This is a genomic window from Sphingobium sp. TomMM7A (genome assembly GCF_055397305.1).
In genome coordinates this window covers 2,227,548-2,249,511 of the sequence record NZ_AP027311.1, presented here as the reverse complement: position 1 = coordinate 2,249,511, position 21,964 = coordinate 2,227,548, and the positions used below count along the sequence as shown (strand labels likewise).

Below are 21,964 nucleotides of genomic sequence, written 5' to 3'. Positions count from 1 at the left end.
ATGGACGGCGCGCCGAGCGGCGAGGCGGCGCATTTCCGTGCGCTGGAGAATCTCTACCGTTCCGCGCCGATCAACCGGATGTTCCGGTCGGAGCTGACGATTCCCGAGGCGGGCCGGTCGATCATCGAGTTCGATGTCGATGAAGAACAGTTCCACGCGGCGGGCGCCGTCCACGGGACCGTCTATTTCAAGATGATGGATGATGCCGCCTTTTATGCGGCGAACAGCCTGGTCAGCGATCGATTCCTGCTGACAACCGCCTTCAACCTGCTGTTCACTCGCCCGATCGGGCCGGGCCGCATCCGGGCCGAAGGGCGGTGGATCAGCGGCAAGCGGCGGGTGTTCGTCGCCGAAGCGAGCCTGATCGACATGGACGGCGAAGAGGTAGGCCGGGGAACAGGCACCTTCATGCGGTCGCAATTTCCGCTGTCTTCGCTGCCGGGCTATGCAGGCTGACCGGCTGACCAGCGCGATGCTGGTCGGCGTGCTGGTAAGGCGCGCGGCCGGGGCAGGCGGATTCGCCACGGTACTGGTCAAGGGTGACGAGATTAGCGGCGCAATCCTTATCGAAGCCGCTGAAAGAGGGCAGGCTATGGGCCTGTTCGAACGGGTTTCCGACTTTGCCGGTGGATATAGGTTGGAGCGTTGCGGACCCGCGCCGGATGAGGGAACCGAGTCCCTCAATCAATATATAGCGAGGCGTCGCAGATCAGACCCCGATCTGTGGGTCGTGGAACTCGATATCGCGGATGCGGAACGGTTCGCCGCTGAAACGATCTGTTGATCGTTGACTCTGAACAGATGGAAAGGCACTGGCCCCACCCAACGCTTAACGCGCAGGTTGCCAAATTCGCCCGTGGGGGGCGGGCGAGGTAAACACGCAGACGGGGGGCGGCCTGACGTCGATTATGTGATGGGGTTTTTCCCGACGTCCCTGGCCAAGAACCGCATGTTTCTGAGTTGTAATGAGTTTTCGTTTGAAGGCCGCGACTGCCGCGGCATTTACCCTGACCGCCACCGTCGCGGTTACGGCGGCCGACATGTCGAGCGCTAGCGAAGTCGCTCCTTCGGTCGTATCCCTTGCCGGGAATCAAGAGCTGAATGCAGCTCCGGCGGCTTCCAAGCCCGCTGTTATTTTTGCCGCGCCGCGCGAAGTCGCCCAGCCGCTGGCCGATCTTTCCAATAGCGCCGATGTGCGTGCCGACAATCTGTCCGCTCTGGTCGATGCACAGGGTGCAGCCGAAGACCTGAACAGCGACATGAAATGCCTGGCTGGCGCGGTATATTTCGAATCGAAGGGCGAGAGCCTGGAAGGCCAGTTGGCCGTTGCCCGCGTCATCATCAATCGCGTGAAGTCGGGCCGTTTCGCCAGCAGCCTGTGCGGCGTCGTCTATCAGCCGGGCCAATTCAGCTTTGTCCGTGGCCGTGGTATGCCGGCAATCCCGATGGCCAGCGAAAGTTGGCGCAATGCTGTCGCGATCGCGCAGATCGCAATGCAGGACAGCTGGAACAGCAAAGCCGAAGGCGCCCTGTTTTTCCATGCCCGCCGCGTGTCGCCGAGCTGGGGCAAGCGCCAACTGGCCTCGATCGACAATCATATTTTCTATCGCTGATCCTCGGGTCGCACATCACAAGGACAGCGGGCCGGTTCAGGAAACTGAATCGGCCTTTTCTTTTGTTCCCTTCTTGTTCTAAGATAGGAGCATGAGTCCCGTTTCTTCCATGCTCGCCCCCGATCGGGATTGCTCTCCCCTGACCGATGGTACGGCGCTGGCCGTGGCGCGTGGCACGCTGCGGCTGTTTTTCCGCCATGACATGAGCGGGATATTGGAAGTGCCGCTGCCCAATGGCCGCCGCGCTGACATCATGGCGCTGGACAGCGCGGGGCGGATCAGCATCGTCGAGATCAAGTGCAGCCGCGCCGACCTGCTGGGTGACATGAAATGGCCGGACTATCTCGATTATTGCGATCGCTTCTTCTGGGCGGTGCCTTCCGGCTTTGACCTGTCGTTGTTCGACAGCGAGGCTTTATGGCCAGCGCGCACGGGCCTGATCGTCGCGGATCAATATGATGCCGAATTGCTGCGGCCTGCGCCCGTGGAACCGCTCGCGGCGGCACGACGGAAAGCGGAGACCCTGCGCTTTGCACGGCGGGCGGCGCGGCGGCTGACTGCATTGGCCGATCCCGATCATGCCGCCGAACTGGGATGGTGATGTAAGGACATCCACCATGAGGCGTCAGCGGGGGCGCGTACCCCAATATTCATCGGCCAGGAATCGGTGGAGCGCCGTCGATCCCTGCCGCGCTGCTGTCCGCGCCATGTGGCGGCGTATGTCATAGCTGCTGTTGTTCAGTCCGGTATGGAATGACTCCAGCGCCTTCTTCGTTTCATGCGGTGCATGCGTATAGGGCTGGAAGATATTGCCGAGGGCCTGTTCCCAGGCTTTCTCGATGTCGTTCTTGCGCTCCATAACCGGCCTCTCCGGGCTTGGGATGATATAGAGGAGATGGGAAGGCGGGGGGCGTGAGACAAGATGTGGCATGCTTGACGTGAGGCTGGAGCGTCGTGCCTCCAATGAAATGCGTTTTCACCGTTCGCCCTGAGCTTGTCGCAGAACTCCCTTTCTTTTCAGAACAAGGAGAGGGCTTCGACATTCGAACGAGGCAAGTGACTCGTTCGGACAGCCCGAACGGGGTTAGGTAAGCGCGATATGGGGCACAATTCCCGAAAGCAGGCGCAAGGAAGGCGTCTAACCCGGTCGTCCTAGAAGGTTGGACCCTGCACCGGCCCCGAAGGCGCGGCCTTTGGCTTCGATGCCGCCAACACCTCGACAATTCCGGAGGTGCGCGCATCCCGTTCCGCATAGTCGCGCGCGGACATGCCAGCGATCGTGTCGCGCTTGTCCGCATTCGCGCCCTGCGCGACGAGCAGGCGGACGAGTCCGATGTCGCGCAGCTGGACGGCGCGGATCAGCGGGGTTTCGCCGCTGCCATTCGTCTTGTCGATCTGCGCCCCACCGGCGAGCAGGGTGCGGACGCCGTCCTCAAACCGCGCCTGTACCGCGTTCATGAGCGGGGTATTGCCACGATTGTCGGCAAGGTTGGGATTGGCACCCTTGGCGAGCAGGAAGGAGAGCCATGTATTGTCACGACGGGCGATGACGAGGTGCAGGGCGGTTTCGCCGCTGGTGACGTCGCGGCTGTTGATGACAGTCGATCCGGGCTTCTGGATGAGGTCGGTGACCTTCTGCCCGTCGGCGTCCTTGACCGCCTTCAGGAAATTATAGCTGTCCGAAAATTGCGCCTGCGCCGCGACTGGCGACAGCAGCGCGAGCGCCAGAGCCGCTGCGCGCGCCGCGCCGATCCAAGCCGGAAAAGCCTTCATCATCGTCCTTAAGCCCCGTTGGCATTTGCAATAGCGCCCATAGCAGGGCATGGCTGGCGGCGCCATGAACAAAGCGATCCGTTCCCTCATCCTGCCGTTCACCGCCCTGCTGGCCGCCTGCAATATGGGTGCTGGCGGCAATGCATCAAGCGAGATTGAAGGGACGCGCGGCGATCTCGCCGGAGCGCGGATCGGCGCCCCCTTCACCCTGACCGACCAGGATGGGAAGAAGGTGCGGTGGGATGATTTCAAGGGCAAGTACCGGCTGGTCTATTTCGGCTACAGCTATTGTCCCGATGTCTGTCCGCTGGATTTGCAGCATATCATGCAGGGCTTTTCGCAATTCGAGAAGGCGGATGCGAAGCGGGCGGCGACGGTGCAGCCGATCTTCATCAGCGTCGATCCGGAGCGTGACACGCCTGCGGTGCTGAAAACCTATGTCGCGGCATTTCACCCCAAGCTGATCGGCCTGACCGGCACGCCCGAGGAAATCACGAAGGTGACGAAGGATTTCGTTGTCATATCCAACAAGGAAAAGGCGCAAGGGGCCAGCGGCTATCTGGTAAGCCATAGCCGCACGCCCTATCTTTTTGGACCCGATGGTCAGCCCGTGGCGCTGGTGCCGGTGGATGATCCGGGGACGGCGGATAAGCAGGAAGGCACGGCGGACGATGTGCGCGCTTTCCTGGAAAAATGGGTCAAGTAACGGTTTGAACTTCTGGGAAAAGCCTCTCGACAAGCTGGACCGCGTGGAGTGGGAAGCGCTGTGCGATGGCTGCGGCAAATGCTGCCTGCACAAGGCGGAGGATGAGGATACCGGGCGCGTCTATCCGACCAACGTCGCCTGCCGATTGCTCGACCGGCATAGCGGGCAGTGCAGCAATTACAGCGAACGGCGGCGGTTCGTGCCCGATTGCGTTCGGCTGACCCCGCAGAAGGTGAAGACGATCAGCTGGCTTCCGCGGACCTGCGCCTATCGGCTGCGGGGTGAGGGCAAGCCGTTGCCGTCCTGGCACTATCTGATCAGCGGCGATCGCGAGGCGGTGCATCGCGCGAAGGAGTCGGTGCGCGGCTGGACGATTGCCGAGGCGGACGCGGGCGATTGGGAAAATCATCTTGTCGACCGGGAACTCTGACAACAGCATCACTATCGACGGCATTGCCGTTCCGGTTCGAATCCGCCGTTCGGCGCGGGCGAAGGCCTACCGCCTGTCACTGGATCATGCGCGCGGGGAGTTGCGGCTGTCGCTGCCGATGCGGGCCAATCTCAACCGCGCGCTCGGATGGGCGCAGGGGCATGAGGGCTGGGTGCGGTCGCAGATGGCGGCGCGGCCCGCGCTGGTGCGGTTGGAGGATGGGATCTGCTTTCCGCTGGAAGGGCGGGAGGTGCGGATCTGCTGGATGGCGGATGCGTCGCGTACCGTGCGGATCGAGGGCGACCGGCTGATGCTGGGAGGCGTGCGCGAGTTGGTCGGGCCGCGTGTGCTACGCTGGCTGAAGACGCGGGCGAGGGCTGTGCTGGAAGAGGAGAGCCATGCGATGGCGGGCGATCATGATTTGATCGTGGCTTCGGTTGGCATCGGCGATCCGCGTAGCCGCTGGGCTAGCTGTGCGTCGAGCGGGGCGATCCGCTATAGCTGGCGGCTGATCCTGTGTCCGCCGCATGTCCGGCGGGCGACGGTGGCGCATGAACTCGCTCATTTGCTGCACATGGATCACAGCCCGGCATTTCATGCGGCCCATGCGCGAATATTGGGGGAGGACCCCAAGCCTGCTCGCGCCTGGTTAAGGGAGCATGGGGCGGGATTGCATCGCTATATGATTTAGGGTGCGGCGTCACCCGCCGGGCACTCATGCGCGGCATCAGGTTGATGGGCGAGACCGCAGTCGCGGCAGATGACATGATTGCCGGGGGCGAGGCCGTGGCCGACCGATACCCGCTCGTCAAAGACGTAGCAGTCGCCCTGCCAGCGGCTCTGGTCTTCCGGCATTTCCTCCAGATAACGCAGGATGCCGCCGCGCAAATGATAGACATGCTCAAAGCCGCGCGACCGTACCAGCGCGGTCGATTTTTCGCAGCGGATGCCGCCGGTGCAGAACATGGCGATGCGGGGTTCGCGCCCTTCCTCCCGCAGCTGCTCAGCGAAGCGATCGAACCAAGCGGGAAATTCGCGGAAGGATCGGGTGCCGGGATCGATCGCGCGGTCGAAACTGCCGACGGCGACTTCATAGGCATTGCGCGTGTCGATGACGATCGTGTCGGGATCGGCGATCAGCGCATTCCATTCAGACGGGTCGAGATAGCGCCCGGCTTGGGAGGCGGGGTCGAGATCGCCTGCGCCCAGGGTCACGATCTCCGCCTTCACCTTGACCTTCATGCGGGCGAAGGGCGCTTCGTCCGCCGTGGCGAATTTTACGTCCAGATCGGCGCAGCCCGGAAGGGTGCGGATATGGGAGAGGAGGGCGTCGATTGCCTGCTCGCTGCCCGCGACCGTGCCGTTGATGCCTTCGCGCGCGAGGATCAGCGTGCCGCATGTGCCAAGCTGCGCGCAGAGATCGCGCAGCTGTGCTGCCAGCGCTTCTGGATCGGCGAAGCTAGCGAAGCGGTAGAGCGCGGCGATGGTGAAAGGCGGAGCCATGGCGTGCGCCATAGCGACTTCACGGCCCTCTTGAAAGGGCGGGCGCGAGCGCGCATAGGCGGGCCATGGTTCCCTTTTCGTTCGCGGGTCACGAGTTTCTGGCTTTGCCTGAAGCGGCGCTGTTCTGGCCCGCGCGGTCGGCGTTGCTGGTGGCGGACCTGCATTTCGAGAAGGCGAGCTGGTTCAGCCGTTTCGGCCAGTTCCTGCCGCCGCATGATAGTCAGGCGACGCTGGACGTGATCGAGGCGCTGGTGGCGCGGACGGGGGCAAAGGCCGTCTGGTCGCTGGGTGACAGCTTTCACGACGCCGATGGGGCGGCGCGGTTGCCATCCAAGGCGCGTGAGCGGCTGGAGGCGCTGACGGCGCGGCTCGATTGGCTGTGGATCACCGGCAATCACGATGCAGGCATGAATGGGACGCCGGGCGGGCGGCGCCTGGTGGAGGCCGAGGTCGATGGCATCTGGCTGCGGCATGAGGCTGATCCGGTCGATCCGCGGCCTGAGATTTCGGGGCATTTTCACCCGAAGCTGCGGCTGTCGGTGCGGGGGCGAAGGGTGTCGCGGCGCTGCTTTGTGGGATCATCATCCAAGTTGATCCTGCCAGCCTTGGGCGCGCTCACCGGTGGACTGGATGCAAGCCATAGAGAAATCCGCCGCGCGGTGGGTCCCGGCGCCATGGCGATGGTGCCGGTCGCGGACAGGATGCTGCGCTTTCCGCTTGGCTAGAAACGCTACGGAAACCCCGCGTTAAGCTGTTGCTGCTAAGACACAGAAGCCGGTAATAAGGTCAAACGCCGGACGCAAAGGGTTGGAAAGGCTCGGTTGCCTTGCCTTCAGTCTGCTGTGTCCGCATAATCGCACTCCTAAAATCGACATGAGAAAATCATGCGCTGAAGGAGAGGAAAGGGTCCCATGAACAAGAAAAATCTCTGGCTGTTGTCCGCTGGCATGATAGCGCTGGCCGGGTCGGTGTCCCATGCCCAGGCGCAGGAAGCACAACCGCAGAACGGCGTGGCGGACGATGATGGCATCATCATCGTCACCGCGACGCGCCGCCCCAGCCCTCTGTCCGACGTGCCCATCGCGGTATCGGCTGTTTCCGCACAGGCAATGCAGAATAGCGGCGCGAGCGACATCCGGGCGCTCAACCAGCTGGCGCCATCGCTGCTGGTGTCATCGACCGGGTCGGAAGCCAATGCGTCCGCCCGTGTTCGCGGCATCGGCACGGTGGGTGACAATCCGGGCCTTGAAAGCTCGGTCGCGCTGTTCATCGATGGCGTCTACCGTTCCCGCACGGGTGCGGGGCTTAACGAACTTGGCGAGATCGAGCGGGTCGAAGTGCTACGCGGACCGCAAGGGACGCTGTTTGGGCGAAACGCTTCGGCGGGTATGATCAACGTCATCAGCAAGGCGCCCGAATTCAAACTGGGCGGCAAGGCCGAGGTCACTTACGGCAATTATGATTATTGGCGGCTGGCGGGGCGTATCACCGGGCCGGTTTCCGACAAGCTGGCGCTAAGCCTGGATGGCGTGTGGTCGAAGCGGGACGGCTTTTACGACCTGGTGGACACGAGCGGCAACAAGGTTGGCGAAACCAACGATCGCGATCGCTATTTCGTGCGCGGACAGGCGCTGTTCGAGCCCAATGATGCGCTGTCGATCCGATTGATCGGCGATTATACCAACCGCGATGAAAGCTGCTGCGGCGCGGCCTATATCGAAACGCGCGAGCGGCGGCCGGTCGCCGGTGGCGGCTACAGCACCGCGCCGTTCAACCGCATCGCGGCGATCCTTGCCGGACAGGGCAGCGTGTTTGCGGCCGATCCCTATGACCGCGAACTGACGATCACGCCCGGGCGCGACTATGTCAGCAAGGTCAAGGATTGGGGTCTGTCGGGTGAGGTCAATTATGATCTGGGCGGCGCAAAGCTGACCAGCATCACCGCCTATCGCGACTATAAGAGCCAGGATTATGGCGATTATGATTATAGCGGGGCGGACCTGCTGTATCGCGATCCCAACACCTACCGTCAGTTCCGCACCTTTACCCAGGAATTGCGCGCGCAGGGTTCGGCCTTTGGCGAGGTGCTCGACTGGTTGGTCGGCGGTTATTATGCGCATGAGAAGCTGACGCTGGAGGACAATATTGTCTTCGGCGACGACTATGGCCGCTTTGCTGCGTGCCGACTGATGGCGGGCGCAGGGGTCAACAGCAACCTGACGGCGCAGCAGTTGGCAGCGTGTGGCAGCGGTCTGGCGACACAGGCGCTGATCACCGGGACGCAGGCGCAGCTTAATGCTGGTTTGACGCCCGCTATCGGAGCAGGCGCTGCGGGCGCGCTTTCAACTGGCTTGGGGGACGGGCTGCGCGCCTTGGCGGCGATTCCCGGCGGCACCGGCGATGTTGCCTCGCTCTATCACCAGAAGAGCGAGAATTGGGCGCTATTCACCCACAACATCATCCACATCACCAAGCAGCTCGATCTGACCCTGGGCCTGCGCTACACGCATGAGAGCAAGCGTTTCTCGGCAGATTTCAACAATAATAATGGGACCTGCGCCGCGTTGCAGACGCGCAATCCGGGAGCGCTGAACGATCTGTTCGAGATCGCTACCACGCCTGCGCTGGGGAGCGCAGCCGCGTTGGCGCAGGGCATCCTGACGCTGGGTTGTCTGGGCAACGGTTCGACCGGGCTGAATGCGCTGAACCTCAATGACAAGACCAGCAATGGCGAGTTTTCCGGCACGGCCGTGCTGTCGTGGAAGCCTTTGGATGAGATGCTGGTTTATGGCAGCTATTCGAAGGGCTATAAGGCGGGCGGTTATAATCTTGATCGCTTCCAGCTGGGATCGACCGGGCTCAACCCGGTTCCCGCTGTCTTTTCGCCACGTAGCAATGCGGATGTGACCAGCCTGCGCTTCGCTGCGGAGAAGGTCGATGCGTTCGAAGTGGGCCTGAAATATAGCCAGCCCAAGTGGAGCGTGAACATCGCGGCGTTCCGGCAAGAGTTCAAGAATTTCCAGCTAAACACCTTCAACGGCACCAGCTTCGTGGTCCAGAATATCAATGGCTGCGACGGATCGCTTTCGGCGGGCCGCACATGCGACAGCGGCGATGTGGGGCCGGGGCTGATCAGCCAAGGCGTCGAGCTGGAATTGGCGGCGGCGCCGGTGCGCAACGTCCGCGTGTCGGGCGGGTTGACCTATGCGCGGGCGAAGTTTGCCAACCGGCTGGTGGGCAGCAGCGATGGGTCAGTGCCGCTTGATCCGGCGCTGTTCCTGCTGCCGGGATCGATTAACAGTCAGGCGCCCGAGGTGGTTACCACGGTCAGCGCTTCCTGGACGCCGGAGATCGGCTCTACCGGGCTGTCGGCGCTGTTCTACATCGACGGGCGCATGACCAGCGACTTTAACACCGGGTCGGACCTGTTCCCCGAAAAGCGGCAGGATGGCTATGCGGTGTTCAACGCGCGTGTCGGCATCCGCGGGCCGCAGCAGCGCTGGGCGGTGGAATTCTGGGGCCAGAATATCTTCAACCAGGATTATACCCAGGTGGCCTTCAGCAGCCCGTTGCAATCGAGCAGCCCGTCAACATCGACGACCGGCCAGTTTGCTCTGGGCGCGCCGATGGCAAACCAGCTGATCTCGGCCTATCTGGCCGAACCCCGCACCTACGGCATCACGCTTCGCGGGAGTTTCTGATCATACCTCTCCCGCTCGTCGGAACAGGGCGGGCGGGAGAGGGTCTTTCTCCGAACAAGGCGGTGCCCACGCGAATGTGGGTTGCGCCCAGCATGATGGCGGTTTCGAAATCGCCTGACATGCCCATGGAAAGCTGATCGAGGCCCTCATCGCGGGCGATCTTTGCCAGTAACGCGAAATAGGGCGCGGGTTCTACGTCTGCGGGCGGCACGCACATCAGGCCTGTGACCGGGACATCGGCGTCGCGTGCAGCGCGGATCAGGGACGGGGTTTCCGCGATCGGACAGCCGCCCTTCTGCTCTTCCGCGCCGATATTGACCTGAATGAAACAGGGGACGCGCTTGCCCGCTGCGTCCATCGCCTTGGCTAGGGCGGTGAGCAAGGATGGGCGATCAAGCGAATGGATGGCGTCGAAAAGGGCGACGGCGTCGGCGGCCTTGTTGGATTGAAGCTGGCCGACGAGGTGCAGGGCGATGTCCGGCGTTTGCTCGCGGAGGGCAGGCCATTTGGCTTGCGCTTCCTGAACCCGGTTCTCGCCAAAGACGCGCTGCCCGGCGGCGATCAGCGGCTGGATGGCGGCAGCATCCTGTGTCTTGGACACAGCGATGAGGGTGATGTCATCGGCGGTGCGGCCAGTGAGGCGAGCGGCGCGGCCCATGGTTTCGCGCACGGCGTTCAGGCGGTTCGCGGCTTCGATGCTGTCGGTCGTCATGGGGGCTGCTATAGGCGAGGGCGATGACAGGTCGCTACGCTAAAAATATGCCCTCCATCTGGTTGGTGACGGATGAGCGCGTTCCGTCCGCAGTGCTGCTGGCAAGTGCCGCGCGGTTGCCGAAAGGTCGGGGGGGAATCCTGTTCCGGCACTATCGCACGGGGCCGCGTGAACGGCGGGCGCTATTCGATCGGGTGACGGAGGTCGCACGGCGACGGCGGCTGATGCTGTTGCTGGCGGGATCGGCGCGGGAGGCAGCGGCCTGGGGCACTGATGGCTGGCACGGGCGAGGGGCCGGGTGGGCTGCACGGCCTTTGTTGCGCAGCTTGGCCGTTCATAATGCGCGGGAGTTGCGGGCAGCCGAGCGGGCGGGGGCGGATCTTATCTTCCTGTCGCCGCTGTTCGCCACGCGGTCGCATCCGGGGGGAAGAGTGCTGGGACGGGTGGGATTCGCGGCGTTGGCGCATAGGGCGGGGATGCCGGTGGTTGCCTTGGGGGGCGTTTGCGCGGGGCATCGGCGGATGTTGAAAGGACTGGGTGCTTTGGGGTGGGCGGCGATTGATGGTCTGACGGGGGGATCGGTGGTGGGGTGATGGCGGCTGAATGCATTCGCGAGTTGGCCTGCCCTACCGTAAACTTACCTGGTTAGCGGGCCTACGCGCTCCACCAGCGCGGCCAAGAATTTGCCGGGTTCTTCGAACATTGGAAGATGAGCAGACCGTTCGAACCACACCAATTCCTTGAGTGGGGCATCCAAGTCTGCAAGCCATTGTTCCGCGATATGGGGAGAACTCACCCGATCATGGCGTCCGAGGAATAGCAGGACGGGAACCTTAATATGCTTCACGCCCGAAAAGCTAATCACCGCTAATTGCGGCCACACGCGAGGCATCGTGAACGAAAAGCCTGCTCCGATGGCTTGACCGTCAGCAGTGCTGTGCGCTGGCGAAAGCAGGAAGGAATGTGCGTGAAAGTTCGTATCCTCTCTGTAGGCAGCAAAGCCACCAAAGCTGCGGACCCACTTCCGCTCGACTCTGGTTTTTTCGAGATCAAGGCCGTGTTCTTCCGGATATGGTGAAATTGCATTCAATTCTGATAACGCGTCGGCGTTATTGGTTCTGGCAGCTTCGGACAAAGTCCAAGCGTATCCTTCCCGCTCGTTTTTCAGGAAATCTATCACCTGTGCCACGCCGACATAAGCGTGGACGAGATCTGGTCGCTTTATTGCAACGGCAAGTCCGACGGCAGACCCCCAACTATGGCCAACGATGATGACCTTCGGCTTCTCATAGCGGGCACAGAGTAGCTCGATGAGTTCAATTGCATCGTCGCAATAACGTTCAAACGTCAATGTCGGGCCAAGCGCCTCCGGCTCATTGAGCGGAAAGGAAAGACCGGCGCCCCGCTGATCCCATTGGGCTACCGTGAAAAAATCCTCCCAGGGCCGTTGGTATGTCCAGGCAATTGGAAGCTCAGTTGATGCCGGCCCGCCATGAATGAACAGAATCACGGGATTCGCGGCGTCAGTGCCCCGGATGGCGACAAACTGGCGGGCGCCACCCAACTCGAAATCGACCTTGAGGTCGATTGCGGTGGGCATAGACAAACGTTGCATCTCACCAAGGAGAGAGCGTCCAGCAGCATAAGGATCATTATCACTCAAAGCTGTACCTCTCATCACCACGTCATTTGAGCAAGCGTGCCAGCGAAGCGGACAGGCCGCAATCAGGCACAAAGGATCATCCTGCAAATGGCGCGGGCGCTCGGCCCAGCCTCACAAGATCCCAGCGTCCGCTGGGATGATGAAGGAGCGGCAATAGCTATCTGTGGAAGCAGTTACGGTCGAGCCACCTAAATGGCCTTAACCCGGATAGCGATTTACAGAATCCGGGTATCAGTTCACCAAGATCAGAACTTGAACACGGTGCCCAGATAGACGGCCTGATTATCCTGCCGCTCGTCGGTCATCGGGGTCAGGCGTCCGATCACGCTGTTGTTGTAGCGCAGGCCAGCGGTGACGTTCAGGTTGCGCGTCAGCGAGTAGGAGCTGGCGAGGTCCAGCGAATAATCCTTGTCCGCATTTGGGTTGCGCACGGCCGTGCCCGGATCGCGGCGGCTTTCGATCATCACCTTGGTGCTGAAACGGTTCTTGGCTTCCTGATCCAGCGAGAAATTCTTTGCGCCAGCCATCTGCTCGATCGAAACCGGGTCCAGTTCCTTGCGGCCCACAGCTTCCGGCAGCGCGAATTTGCGCCAGTTATGCGCATTGTTCAGGCTGAAGGCGACGGGGGCGATGCCGACCGGGTCGATCGTGCGGCTGACCGTGACGCGATCGTTGAGATCGGCGGCACGGACCATCACCGTCACTGAACGCTGCCCGCTGAGCGAGCCGCTGGTGGGTGTGAAGCGGAAATTCTGACGTCCCGCCGACGCTGCGATCCGGGCATAGGCGGCAGCAAGGCGCGGGTCCTTGGTCGTCGGCGTGAAGGAGGAAATGCTGCCCAGAGCACCAAGCGACACCGGCACGGCGGCGCGTAGTCGAGCAAGATCGGTTGCGGCGCCAATAGCGGGAGACAGCATAAAGCCAGCGACGGCGACTGCCGCGCTTGCCAATGCCAAATATCCCCTATTCATGCGCATAACGCGAATCTCTTCCCCACCGACTTATTTTCAAAACTTATACACCCGTCGAGCCGCGATGGGTAGTACGACATGACCTTTTTGTCCGGGCTGTTGCACGGAACACACAGAGTCCAAAACGCGGCTGGCGGCCAAGCGTTGCAACTGCTGCCACGGCCCCCTTGCCCATTGCGACGGCTTCTCTATAGAAGCGGGGCGTTTTTCTTCAATATGGGACATGCCCTGATGGTCCGCCGCCTACCCGCTTCTGTTTCCGCCGGTCTGCTGCTGACCGCGCTTTTGCCGCTCGCTGCCTGCGGCGGCGGGGCCAAGGAACGTCCCAAGGCCGATCTGGCCGCGTCCAAGGTGACGACGATCGGCGTCAACAGCTATCTGTGGCGCGCGACGCTGGACACGCTGTCCTTCATGCCGATGGTGCAGACAGATTCCAACGGTGGCGTGATCGTGACGGACTGGTACGCCAATCCGAACACGCCCAATGAACGGATGAAGTTGACCGTGTCGATCCTGGACCAGGACCTGCGCGCCGACGCGCTGCGCGTCGCGGCCAGCCGTCAGGTCAATCAGGGCGGCCAGTGGGTCGATGCTCCGGTGCAGGCAGCGACGGTCCAGAAGCTGGAAGAGATCATCCTGACCAAGGCGCGCGACCTGCGCCGCATGGCGATCGCAGGCTAAGCCCTTCCTTTCATCCAATTTCTTGAACAACAAAGGGGCTGGGCTTGGAAGAGCTCAGCCCGCATGCATTTTGGGGACGTGAACAGATGCAAAGGCGCTTCAACCCGCTTGAGGCCGATGCCCGCTGGCAGGCCGTTTGGGACGAGAAGCAGACGTTCAAGGCGTCGGATACGAGCGACAAGCCGCGTTCCTATGTGCTGGAGATGTTCCCCTATCCGTCCGGGCGCATCCATATCGGCCATGTCCGCAACTATTCGATGGGCGACGTGTTGGCGCGGTTCCGGCGGATGACCGGGCATGAAGTGCTGCATCCGATGGGTTGGGACGCGTTTGGCATGCCGGCCGAAAATGCCGCGATGGAAAAGAAGGTGCATCCGGGCGACTGGACCCGCTCCAATATCGCGACGATGCGGGCGCAGCTGAAGAAGCTGGGCTTTGCGCTGGATTGGAGCCGCGAACTCGCCACCTGTGAGCCGGACTATTATGGGCAGGAGCAGGCGCTGTTCCTCGACATGCTGGAAGCGGGACTGGTTTACCGGAAGGAAAGCGCGGTCAATTGGGACCCGGTCGATATGACCGTGCTGGCCAATGAGCAGGTGATCGACGGCAAGGGCTGGCGATCCGGTGCGCTGGTCGAGAAGCGCAAGCTCAGCCAGTGGTTCCTCAAGATCACGCAATTTGCCGATGATCTGCTGAGTGGGTTGAAGACGCTGGATCAGTGGCCTGAAAAGGTGCGGCTGATGCAGGAGAACTGGATTGGCAAGTCGGTCGGTTTGCAGTTCCGCTTCAAGCTGGATGAGGCGGTGGATGGCATCGGGGAGCTGGAGGTCTTTTCGACCCGGCCCGATACGATCTTCGGCGCGAGCTTTGCGGCGATCGCGGCGGACCATCCGATCGCTTTGGCGCTGGAGGCCAAGGATGCGGGTCTGGCTGCGTTCGCTGAGGAATGCCGTCATAGCGGTACTGCCGCTGCGGAGATCGAGACGCAGGAGAAGAAGGGGTATGACACCGGGCGATCGGTGATCCATCCCTTTACTGGCCGTAAGCTGCCGTTGTTCGTCGCGAATTTCGTGCTGATGGAATATGGCACGGGCGCCGTTATGGCGGTGCCGGGGCATGACCAGCGCGACCTCGACTTCGCGCGCAAATATATGCTGCCGGTCGAGCGCGTGGTCGCGGCCGAGGGTGATGAGGACAAGGGCATTGGCGACGAGGCCTATGCCGGGCCGGGCCGCCTCGTAAATTCGGACTTCCTGAATGGTATGAGCGTCGAGGATGCGAAGGCCGAGGTTATCCGCCGCGCCGAGGGCGAGGGCTGGGGCGACGGCACCACCGTGTTCCGCCTGCGCGATTGGGGCGTGTCGCGCCAGCGCTATTGGGGGACGCCGATCCCGGTCATCCATTGCGAGGATTGCGGGGTCGTGGGCGTGCCCAAGGATCAGCTGCCGGTGGTGCTGCCGGAGGATGTCAGCTTCGACATTCCGGGCAATCCGCTCGACCGCCATCCGACCTGGAAGCATGTCGATTGCCCCAAATGCGGCAAGGCGGCGCGGCGTGAGACCGATACGTTGGATACTTTTGCGGACTCCAGCTGGTATTTCATCCGCTTCGCCAGCCAGCCCAAGGACAAGCCCTTTGATCGCGAGACGGTCGAGAAGTGGCTGCCGGTGGGACAATATATCGGCGGCGTGGAACATGCGATTTTGCATCTGCTCTACGCGCGGTTCTGGACGCGGGCGCTCCAGCATATGGGGCAGTTGGGCTTTGCCGAGCCGTTCACGGGTCTGTTCACGCAGGGCATGGTGACGCACGAGACCTACAAGTCACCTGAAGGCACATGGCTCGCCCCGCAGGACGTGGCGCGGCAGGGTGAAAAGATCGTCATGGTCGATGGCGGTGGCCCGGTCACGGTGGGCCGCGTCGAAAAGATGTCGAAGTCCAAGAAGAATGTCGTCGATCCCGATGACATCATCGCCCAATATGGCGCGGACGCGGTTCGTTGGTTCATGCTGTCCGACAGTCCGCCCGAGCGCGACCTGCCCTGGACGGAAAGCGGCATTGAAGGGTCGTGGCGCTTCATCAACCGGCTTTGGAGGCTGTTTGGAGAGGCTGACAAGAGTGTCGAGGGTGAAGACAAGGCGCTGGACCGCAAGCTGCACCAGACGATCGATGGCATCGCCACGGATATCGAGGCCCTGTCCTTCAACAAGGCGGTGGCGAAGATATACGAACTGACCAATGCAGTGGAGAAGGCCAAGCCTTCGGCGAGCCGTAGCGGGGCGATCCGGGCGCTGGCTCTGCTGGTCGCGCCGATGACGCCGCATCTGGCGGAGGAAGCCTGGGCGGACATGGGCGAGCAGGGCCTGATCGCCGACGCAGCCTGGCCGCAGGTCGATCCGGCGCTACTGGTCGAGGATGAGGTGACGATCGCCTGCCAGGTCATGGGCAAACTGCGCGACACCATCACCGTGCCCAAGGGGACGAGCAAGGATGAGCTGGAACGGCTCGCCCTTGCCGCGCCCAATGTGGCGCGGACGCTGGATGGCGCGACCCCGAAGAAGGTGATCGTGGTGCCTGACAGGCTGGTCAACCTAGTCATTTAACAACGAACCGTTCGCCCTGAGCTTGTCGAAGGGCTCTCTTTTCTTCAAAAGAAGAACAGGGCTTCGACAGGCTCCGCCCGAACGGGTAGAGAGTGTCCCATGAAGCGCATTTTGCCCCTGCTTGCTGCCATCGTCATCCTCTCCGCTTGTGGCCTGCGTCCCGTCTACAGTGGCGGCAGTCATGGCGCGGTCGCGCAGAAGCTGGGCAATGTCGAGGTTGCGCCGATCGAAGGGAAGGGCGGCTGGTTGGTGCGCAATGCGCTCAACGACCGCCTGTCCGCAATGAGCGGCGCGGGGCCGAGCTACAGGCTGGTGGTGAAGCTGGATGACCAGATCAGTGGCTTTGGCTTGCGCGCTGACCAGGCGATTACGCGCGAACGGCGGACGTTGCGGGCGCGCTATCAGTTGATCGATGCGGCCACCGGCGCGCAGGTGATCGACGATACGGCGGGATCGGACGCGGGCATCGACGTCACGTCCAGCGAATATGCGACCATCGCGGCGGAAGATACCGCGCTGGAACGGCTGTCGCAGACGATTGCGGACCAGATCGTCTCCCGGCTCGCGCTGTTCGCGGCGAGGGACCAGCAGCGTTGAAGGCCAATCGCGGCCAGATTGAAAAGGCGCTGGACGCACCCCCGGCCGATATCCGGTTCTTCCTGCTCTACGGACCCGATGAGGCGGGGAGCGCGGCGCTGGGCAAGCGGCTTGAGCGGGCGATGGGGCCGGAGGCGGAGCGCGTCGATCTGGATGGGCCGACTTTGCGGGACGATCCCGCCCGGCTGGCGGACGAGGCGGCGTCCTTTTCCATGTTTGGTGACCGGCGCTGGATACGCGTCAACGGCATGGGCGAGGAGTCGCTGCCCGCTGTGACGGCATTGTTCGAAGCGCTGGCGGCAGGCAATCCTGTGATCGCTACCGCAGGGGCGCTGAAGGGTACGTCCAAGCTGCTGAAACTGGCGCTCGACAGTCCGCTGGCCATGGCGTTCGCCTCCTATCAGCCGGATGCGCGGGAGGCAGAGCAGATTGCCGTCGCGATCGCGCGCGAAGGGGGACTGCGCCTGCCCGCCGAGTTGGCGAAGCGGATAGTGGACCTTGCCAATGGCGACCGCGCGTTGATGGGCGGTGAGATCGAGAAGCTGATCCTCTATCTCGACGCCGCGCCGGATCGGCCAGCCGAGGCGACGGCGGAAGCGCTGGACGCCCTGTCGGCCGACAATCCCGATTCGGACGCGGCGCCGCTGGTCAATGCCGTGCTGGGGGGCGACCTGCGCGCCATGCATCGGGAACTGGGGCGTCTGGCTGAGGCAGGGACCGCGATGGCGGCGGTGCTGCGTCCGCTTCTGACCCGTGCGATGCTGCTCGCCAATATTCGCTCGTCTTTCGATGACAGCGGACGGCTGGAGGGAGCCGTCGAAGCTGCGGGCAAACAGGTATTCTGGAAGGAAAAGGGCCTCGTCACCCGGCAGGTGCGGCTGTGGGACGCGCATGGCATAGCGCGGGTGATCCAGCGGCTGGCGCAAGCGGAGAGGGCGAGCCGGTCGGGCAGGGGGCTTGGCGACCTTATGGTGCGGCATGAACTGCTCGCCATTGCGCGGCAGGCGGCGCGGGAGCGCTAAGCGCTTGATCGCAGGAAAGGCCCTCGCCATATTGCGGCCATGGACAAGCTCAACCTGACCGACGCCGAATGGCGCGAGCGCCTTTCTTCCGACCAATTTCATGTATTGCGAGAGGCGGGGACGGAGCGGCCCTTTACCGGCAAATATAACAGCAACAAGGCTGACGGCGTCTATTTTTGCGCCGGTTGTGGGGCGGAACTGTTCGATGCCGAGGAAAAATATGACAGCGGCTCTGGCTGGCCCAGCTTTACCGCGCCGGTCGACATCGACGCGGTGGAGGAGATTCGCGACAGCAGCCACGGCATGATCCGCACCGAAGTGCGTTGCGCGAAGTGCGAAGGGCATTTGGGCCATGTCTTTCCCGATGGTCCGGGCGTCAACGGCCTGCGCTATTGCATGAACAGTGCGTCGCTGGACTTCAAGCCGCGCGACGAGGTTGAATAATCATTCATCGCCGGTAAAGCGTCGCTTCTCTTGAGAACCAAGATCACAAGGTTGTCAGTGCCCGTTTTGCGCTGGTGGCTTGATCCCTTAGCGCGTATCCGGGCGATGTAGATGGCACGAGCAGGCAAGAGCAAGGACACGCCCGGGGGCGCGAAGCGGTGGCTGATCCGGGGCATCAAGTTCGGACTGGTCGCGACGGTGGGCGCTTTGTTCGCGATCGTCGTGGCGGTGGTGATCGCCTACCAGTCGCTGCCTGATTATGAATCCCTGAAATCATCGCCCAACGGGCAGATGATCCGCGTCCATGCCGCCGACGGCAGCGTGATCGTGTCGCTGGGGCCGAGCTTTGGCCGCTGGCTGTCCTATGACCAGATACCGACGGTGATGGTCGATGCGATGGTTTCCACGGAGGACAGGCGCTTCTATCTGCATCCCGGTGTCGATCCGATCGGCATGGCGCGCGCGACCTGGGTGGCGCTGGAGAATCGGGGCAAGGGCCGCCGCTGGCAGGGTGCATCGACCATCACCCAGCAGGTGACGCGCAACATCTTCCTCAACAACAGCTATAGTTGGGGCCGCAAGGTACGGGAGATGATCCTGGCGCTGGCGCTGGAGCGGAAATTTTCCAAGCGGCAGATTTTGGAGCTGTACCTCAACAAGGTGTATTTCGGCGGCGGCGCCTATGGCATCGACGCCGCCAGCCGCAAATTCTTCGGTCATCCCGCCGCCGCGCTTAGCCTGCCGGAAGCGGCGATCATCGCGGGGCTGGTGAAGGCGCCGTCAAGCTATTCGCCCACTGCCGATGCCGAAGCGGCGATCGGCCGTGCGGGCGTCGTGTTGGAACTGATGCAGGAAAATGGCGCGATCAGCGCGGCGCAGCGGGCGAGTATCGACCTGAACGACGTCAAGATGGCGCCGGAGCCTCCGCAAAACAGCGTGCGTTACTTTACCGACTGGGCATTGCCGCAGCTTGATGTGCTGGTGGATGAGCCCAATGAACCGCTGGAAGTCTATACCACCATCGATCTGGGCATGCAGAAGGCAGCGACGGCGGCGATTCAGGCCAATGTTCCGGGGGGTGCGCAGGGTGCGTTGGTTTCGCTCGATCGCGATGGCGCGGTGCGGGCGATGGTCGGCGGGCTTGATTATGTGACGTCCAACTATAATCGCGCGACGACCGCCACGCGGCAGCCGGGTTCGGCTTGGAAGATATTCGTCTATATGGCGGCGCTGGAGGCGGGCTATACGCCTGATACCGGCGTTACGGACAAGCCGGTGACGATCAACGGTTGGAGCCCGCGCAACAGCAGCGGTCGCTATTCCGGCGACATCGATGTTCGCACGGCATTTGCCTATTCGATCAACACGGTTGCCGCGCAGCTGGGCGTTGAGGTGGGCTTTCCCACCGTGGCGGACATGGCGCGGCGCTTTGGCGTGACGACGCCGATCAATACGCATCCCTCGATGGTGTTGGGCACGTCCGACGTGCGCCTGATCGACATGACGCGCGCCTTCGCCTCGATCGCGCGCAAGGGCGTGGCGGTGACGCCCTATGGCATCACCAAGGTGACGACGGCCGATGGGCGGCTGCTCTATCAACATCAGGATGATACCAGCCGCGTGCTTGTCGCGCCCTGGGTAGCGGCGGGGATGACGGACCTGATGCAGACGGCGGTCAGCACGGGCACGGGCAAGGCGGCGCAGATTGGCAGGCCGGTCGCGGGCAAGACGGGCACCACCAGCAGCAACAAGGATGGATGGTTCCTGGGCTTTTCCAGCGGGATCACGACGGGCGTCTGGATGGGCAGGGACGATGCGCGACCGGTGAGTGTTTTGCAGGGTGGCCGCGCGCCCGCGCACGCCTTTGCCGACTATATGAAGGTCGCCGTGTCGCGCCGCCCCGTCGAGCAGTTCGAGACGCAGGTAACGCTGCCCGAATGGCAGCTGGAGCCCGACGACGAGGCCTATTATGGCCAGCCCGATAATGGAACGGGTGGGGGCATGATGGTCGATGAAAATGGATTGCCGATCAGTCAGGACCCGCAGCAACAGCAGCAAGATCAAGAGCCCCAGCAGGACGATCAGTCGGTCGATCAGGCGCCTCCTGCCCGGACGGCGCCGCCAAAGCTGGACCAGCAATGGATCGATCAGGTGCTCGGCCGCGACAGGCAGCGGACTGCGCCGCGCTAGGGTATTGATCCCTAAATCGGCACTCCCCCCGTTACCGTTCGCCCTGAGCCTGTCGAGCCGCAGGCTGGCGAAGCCAACGGTTCCACTTCCTTTTTAATAAGGAGAGGGCTTGGACAAGCTCAGCCCGAACGGAGTTGAGTGATGGAGATAGAGGGTACAAGGCTCTATAATGCTCTAACCGGCCTGACGGGGTGCTGCGGCAAAGCGCCGTGGATCAAAGGCGCTGGCATCCGGCATCAGGAAATCGACCTTGCCCCGGCCGAAGTCGATGGCGACGCGATCGAACATTCTGAGGGCCTGAATGCCCAGTAGCAGGGTCGGCTTATCCCGCAGCCCAAGTTCGCTGAACGGCTGGGCATCGGCGAACATGACTGGCAGGTCGGTCAAGGCGATGGGGCCCATGCGGATCCTGCCGATGCGTCCAAGCTGACCCGTCAGGGTCTCGCCGGTTACGCTCATCAGGCTGATCTCGCTCATCGCTGGGGCGCGTTTCTTGCGGATCAGTTTGTCGCGCAGGGCGAGATTGCCAACGCTTAGATGCGTGCCGGTGTCGAGGATGATGTTGACCTTCAACCCGTTGGCGTCGGAATGCAGCAGGATCAGCTGCCCCTTGCGCCGCCGTGCCTCGACGATGATGGCGTTGGGGTCCCGCCATGAGGGACGGCTGGCGCCGATTTCCATTCGGCCGGTGCGGAAATTCAGGAGGAGGCGCTTGGCATGCAGGCTGTCGAGCCCGAGCAGCCCAGCCGCGCCGAGATGGTCCCCCTCCAGCACGGGCGCTTCGATGTCATCGACCGTTTCCGCGCCATAGCCGAGCCGCGGAACGGCGACGGTGCGCGTTTCCTGGCGGCCCGCCATGCTGACGATGGTGACGTGACGTCGGGCGGGGAGGGCGAGCTGATCGGCAAGATCACGGGAGATGACGGTGCGCTGCGATCCGGTATCGACGATGAAGTTCCAAGGGCCGCGTCCATCGATGTGGATGGGGATGGAGACGCGGTCGTCACTGGTTGAGAGGGTGCGGACCACGGCGGGCGGATCGGCCGCAGGGACCGGCTGACCCGCGGCGGGCGGGCAGATCATCAGCATGGTCATTGCAGGGACGAGATAAGGCCTTCTCATGCCCTTCGCCTCTTCAGCTAGAGCATCAAGTCATAGCATGGATCGCCAAGGCCGGTCCATTGCCGCAACTGCTGCACCATTTGGCGATGAAGGCGGCGGGAGCCAGCATTTCCAGCAAGGCAGAGCCAAGCGACACCTTGACTTTGGGGGGGGCTGATCGCTAAACGCGGACGGTCTATCCCGGCCGTCCAGCGCCGGAGTCCCGTGTTTTCCATACCGGGCGACTCTCCTTT

General features: G+C 62.7%; 23 protein-coding genes. 16 read left to right on the top strand and 7 right to left on the bottom strand.

Annotation, left to right across the window (positions count from 1 at the left end; genetic code table 11):
- From ACZ5ZH_RS11245 to ACZ5ZH_RS11230, 4 genes are all read left to right on the top strand, one after another.
- Positions 1–456, top strand: coding sequence for a PaaI family thioesterase (locus ACZ5ZH_RS11245; protein WP_196226643.1), 456 nt, complete (start codon positions 1–3; stop codon positions 454–456).
- Positions 446–784 carry a DUF1491 family protein gene (locus ACZ5ZH_RS11240; RefSeq protein ID WP_464771566.1) on the top strand — a complete coding sequence of 113 codons (339 nt, stop codon included), beginning with the start codon at positions 446–448 and terminating at the stop codon, positions 782–784. The genes ACZ5ZH_RS11245 and ACZ5ZH_RS11240 overlap by 11 nt, the downstream gene beginning before the upstream one ends.
- A 181-nt stretch (positions 785–965) precedes the next feature.
- Entirely contained in the window at positions 966–1,613 is a 648-nt protein-coding gene (locus ACZ5ZH_RS11235; RefSeq protein ID WP_464771565.1) for a cell wall hydrolase, read from the top strand.
- Positions 1,614–1,704: 91 nt separating this feature from the next.
- Entirely contained in the window at positions 1,705–2,214 is a 510-nt protein-coding gene (locus ACZ5ZH_RS11230; RefSeq protein WP_464775183.1) for an MmcB family DNA repair protein, read from the top strand.
- A 24-nt stretch (positions 2,215–2,238) separates the two neighbouring features.
- Here ACZ5ZH_RS11230 and ACZ5ZH_RS11225 read toward each other — a convergent pair whose 3' ends face one another.
- Complete coding sequence (locus tag ACZ5ZH_RS11225; protein WP_449474527.1) at positions 2,239–2,472, bottom strand: hypothetical protein; 234 nt, start codon at positions 2,470–2,472, stop codon at positions 2,239–2,241.
- 293 nt (positions 2,473–2,765) lie between these two features.
- Positions 2,766–3,389, bottom strand: coding sequence for an ankyrin repeat domain-containing protein (locus tag ACZ5ZH_RS11220; RefSeq protein WP_464771563.1), 624 nt, complete (start codon positions 3,387–3,389; stop codon positions 2,766–2,768).
- Between the two features lie 46 nt (positions 3,390–3,435).
- Between ACZ5ZH_RS11220 and ACZ5ZH_RS11215 the strand changes: the two genes are divergently transcribed.
- The 3 genes from ACZ5ZH_RS11215 to ACZ5ZH_RS11205 are packed head-to-tail and all read left to right on the top strand — an operon-like array spanning position 3,436 to position 5,213.
- Positions 3,436–4,092, top strand: a complete 657-nt coding sequence (locus ACZ5ZH_RS11215) for an SCO family protein (RefSeq protein ID WP_464771562.1) — start codon at positions 3,436–3,438, stop codon at positions 4,090–4,092.
- 4 nt (positions 4,093–4,096) lie between these two features.
- Complete coding sequence (locus ACZ5ZH_RS11210) at positions 4,097–4,522, top strand: YcgN family cysteine cluster protein (protein WP_449474524.1); 426 nt, start codon at positions 4,097–4,099, stop codon at positions 4,520–4,522.
- Positions 4,503–5,213, top strand: coding sequence for a M48 family metallopeptidase (locus ACZ5ZH_RS11205; protein WP_464771561.1), 711 nt, complete (start codon positions 4,503–4,505; stop codon positions 5,211–5,213). Before ACZ5ZH_RS11210 ends, ACZ5ZH_RS11205 begins: the two co-directional genes overlap by 20 nt.
- Here the strand turns inward: ACZ5ZH_RS11205 and trhO are convergent.
- A complete protein-coding gene (trhO, locus tag ACZ5ZH_RS11200) occupies positions 5,210–6,025 on the bottom strand; it encodes an oxygen-dependent tRNA uridine(34) hydroxylase TrhO (protein ID WP_464771560.1) in 816 nt (271 codons plus the stop codon). The genes ACZ5ZH_RS11205 and trhO overlap by 4 nt on opposite strands.
- A 65-nt stretch (positions 6,026–6,090) precedes the next feature.
- On the opposite strand from trhO, the gene pdeM reads away from it, so the two are divergent.
- Positions 6,091–6,750 carry a ligase-associated DNA damage response endonuclease PdeM gene (gene pdeM, locus ACZ5ZH_RS11195; protein WP_460987055.1) on the top strand — a complete coding sequence of 220 codons (660 nt, stop codon included), beginning with the start codon at positions 6,091–6,093 and terminating at the stop codon, positions 6,748–6,750.
- 186 nt (positions 6,751–6,936) lie between these two features.
- Positions 6,937–9,726, top strand: coding sequence for a TonB-dependent receptor (locus tag ACZ5ZH_RS11190; RefSeq protein WP_464771559.1), 2,790 nt, complete (start codon positions 6,937–6,939; stop codon positions 9,724–9,726).
- On the opposite strand, the gene ACZ5ZH_RS11185 is transcribed toward ACZ5ZH_RS11190, so the two are convergent.
- Positions 9,704–10,438: a YggS family pyridoxal phosphate-dependent enzyme gene (locus ACZ5ZH_RS11185; protein WP_464771558.1), complete on the bottom strand. Its 735-nt coding sequence runs from the start codon at positions 10,436–10,438 to the stop codon at positions 9,704–9,706. The genes ACZ5ZH_RS11190 and ACZ5ZH_RS11185 overlap by 23 nt on opposite strands.
- A gap of 23 nt (positions 10,439–10,461) precedes the next feature.
- On the opposite strand from ACZ5ZH_RS11185, the gene ACZ5ZH_RS11180 reads away from it, so the two are divergent.
- Entirely contained in the window at positions 10,462–11,031 is a 570-nt protein-coding gene (locus ACZ5ZH_RS11180) for a thiamine phosphate synthase (protein ID WP_464771557.1), read from the top strand.
- Between the two features lie 44 nt (positions 11,032–11,075).
- Here ACZ5ZH_RS11180 and ACZ5ZH_RS11175 read toward each other — a convergent pair whose 3' ends face one another.
- Positions 11,076–12,101, bottom strand: a complete 1,026-nt coding sequence (locus tag ACZ5ZH_RS11175) for an alpha/beta fold hydrolase (RefSeq protein ID WP_464775182.1) — start codon at positions 12,099–12,101, stop codon at positions 11,076–11,078.
- A gap of 245 nt (positions 12,102–12,346) precedes the next feature.
- Positions 12,347–13,078, bottom strand: a complete 732-nt coding sequence (locus tag ACZ5ZH_RS11170) for a hypothetical protein (RefSeq protein WP_464771555.1) — start codon at positions 13,076–13,078, stop codon at positions 12,347–12,349.
- Positions 13,079–13,303: 225 nt separating this feature from the next.
- Between ACZ5ZH_RS11170 and ACZ5ZH_RS11165 the strand changes: the two genes are divergently transcribed.
- The 6 genes from ACZ5ZH_RS11165 to ACZ5ZH_RS11140 all read left to right on the top strand — a co-directional run bounded on the left by ACZ5ZH_RS11165 (position 13,304) and on the right by ACZ5ZH_RS11140 (position 20,609).
- Entirely contained in the window at positions 13,304–13,753 is a 450-nt protein-coding gene (locus ACZ5ZH_RS11165) for a DUF3576 domain-containing protein (RefSeq protein WP_464771554.1), read from the top strand.
- Positions 13,754–13,839: 86 nt separating this feature from the next.
- Positions 13,840–16,356, top strand: coding sequence for a leucine--tRNA ligase (gene leuS, locus ACZ5ZH_RS11160; protein WP_464771553.1), 2,517 nt, complete (start codon positions 13,840–13,842; stop codon positions 16,354–16,356).
- Between the two features lie 99 nt (positions 16,357–16,455).
- Positions 16,456–16,953 (top strand): LPS assembly lipoprotein LptE, encoded by a 498-nt coding sequence (gene lptE, locus ACZ5ZH_RS11155; protein WP_464771552.1) that lies wholly within the window; start codon positions 16,456–16,458, stop codon positions 16,951–16,953.
- Positions 16,950–17,975, top strand: a complete 1,026-nt coding sequence (gene holA / locus ACZ5ZH_RS11150; RefSeq protein ID WP_464771551.1) for a DNA polymerase III subunit delta — start codon at positions 16,950–16,952, stop codon at positions 17,973–17,975. Before lptE ends, holA begins: the two co-directional genes overlap by 4 nt.
- Before the next feature lie 39 nt (positions 17,976–18,014).
- Entirely contained in the window at positions 18,015–18,419 is a 405-nt protein-coding gene (gene msrB / locus ACZ5ZH_RS11145; RefSeq protein WP_464771550.1) for a peptide-methionine (R)-S-oxide reductase MsrB, read from the top strand.
- Between the two features lie 111 nt (positions 18,420–18,530).
- Positions 18,531–20,609, top strand: coding sequence for a transglycosylase domain-containing protein (locus ACZ5ZH_RS11140; protein ID WP_464771549.1), 2,079 nt, complete (start codon positions 18,531–18,533; stop codon positions 20,607–20,609).
- 174 nt (positions 20,610–20,783) lie between these two features.
- On the opposite strand, the gene ACZ5ZH_RS11135 is transcribed toward ACZ5ZH_RS11140, so the two are convergent.
- On the bottom strand, positions 20,784–21,704 hold the full coding sequence (locus ACZ5ZH_RS11135) for a retroviral-like aspartic protease family protein (RefSeq protein WP_464772642.1): 921 nt from the start codon (positions 21,702–21,704) through the stop codon (positions 20,784–20,786).
- Between the last annotated feature and the right edge of the window lie 260 nt (positions 21,705–21,964).

Bases quoted from the DNA above. Each gene is read 5' to 3' on its own strand.
- ACZ5ZH_RS11245 (WP_196226643.1), top strand. From the start codon at position 1: ATGGACGGCGCGCCGAGCGGCGAGGCGGCGCATTTCCGTGCGCTGGAG.
- ACZ5ZH_RS11240 (WP_464771566.1), top strand. From the start codon at position 446: ATGCAGGCTGACCGGCTGACCAGCGCGATGCTGGTCGGCGTGCTGGTA.
- ACZ5ZH_RS11235 (WP_464771565.1), top strand. From the start codon at position 966: ATGAGTTTTCGTTTGAAGGCCGCGACTGCCGCGGCATTTACCCTGACC.
- ACZ5ZH_RS11230 (WP_464775183.1), top strand. From the start codon at position 1,705: ATGAGTCCCGTTTCTTCCATGCTCGCCCCCGATCGGGATTGCTCTCCC.
- ACZ5ZH_RS11225 (WP_449474527.1), bottom strand. From the start codon at position 2,472: ATGGAGCGCAAGAACGACATCGAGAAAGCCTGGGAACAGGCCCTCGGC.
- ACZ5ZH_RS11220 (WP_464771563.1), bottom strand. From the start codon at position 3,389: ATGATGAAGGCTTTTCCGGCTTGGATCGGCGCGGCGCGCGCAGCGGCT.
- ACZ5ZH_RS11215 (WP_464771562.1), top strand. From the start codon at position 3,436: ATGGCTGGCGGCGCCATGAACAAAGCGATCCGTTCCCTCATCCTGCCG.
- trhO (WP_464771560.1), bottom strand. From the start codon at position 6,025: ATGGCTCCGCCTTTCACCATCGCCGCGCTCTACCGCTTCGCTAGCTTC.
- pdeM (WP_460987055.1), top strand. From the start codon at position 6,091: ATGGTTCCCTTTTCGTTCGCGGGTCACGAGTTTCTGGCTTTGCCTGAA.
- ACZ5ZH_RS11190 (WP_464771559.1), top strand. From the start codon at position 6,937: ATGAACAAGAAAAATCTCTGGCTGTTGTCCGCTGGCATGATAGCGCTG.
- ACZ5ZH_RS11185 (WP_464771558.1), bottom strand. From the start codon at position 10,438: ATGACGACCGACAGCATCGAAGCCGCGAACCGCCTGAACGCCGTGCGC.
- ACZ5ZH_RS11180 (WP_464771557.1), top strand. From the start codon at position 10,462: ATGACAGGTCGCTACGCTAAAAATATGCCCTCCATCTGGTTGGTGACG.
- ACZ5ZH_RS11170 (WP_464771555.1), bottom strand. From the start codon at position 13,078: ATGCGCATGAATAGGGGATATTTGGCATTGGCAAGCGCGGCAGTCGCC.
- ACZ5ZH_RS11165 (WP_464771554.1), top strand. From the start codon at position 13,304: ATGGTCCGCCGCCTACCCGCTTCTGTTTCCGCCGGTCTGCTGCTGACC.
- leuS (WP_464771553.1), top strand. From the start codon at position 13,840: ATGCAAAGGCGCTTCAACCCGCTTGAGGCCGATGCCCGCTGGCAGGCC.
- lptE (WP_464771552.1), top strand. From the start codon at position 16,456: ATGAAGCGCATTTTGCCCCTGCTTGCTGCCATCGTCATCCTCTCCGCT.
- msrB (WP_464771550.1), top strand. From the start codon at position 18,015: ATGGACAAGCTCAACCTGACCGACGCCGAATGGCGCGAGCGCCTTTCT.
- ACZ5ZH_RS11140 (WP_464771549.1), top strand. From the start codon at position 18,531: ATGGCACGAGCAGGCAAGAGCAAGGACACGCCCGGGGGCGCGAAGCGG.
- ACZ5ZH_RS11135 (WP_464772642.1), bottom strand. From the start codon at position 21,704: ATGACCATGCTGATGATCTGCCCGCCCGCCGCGGGTCAGCCGGTCCCT.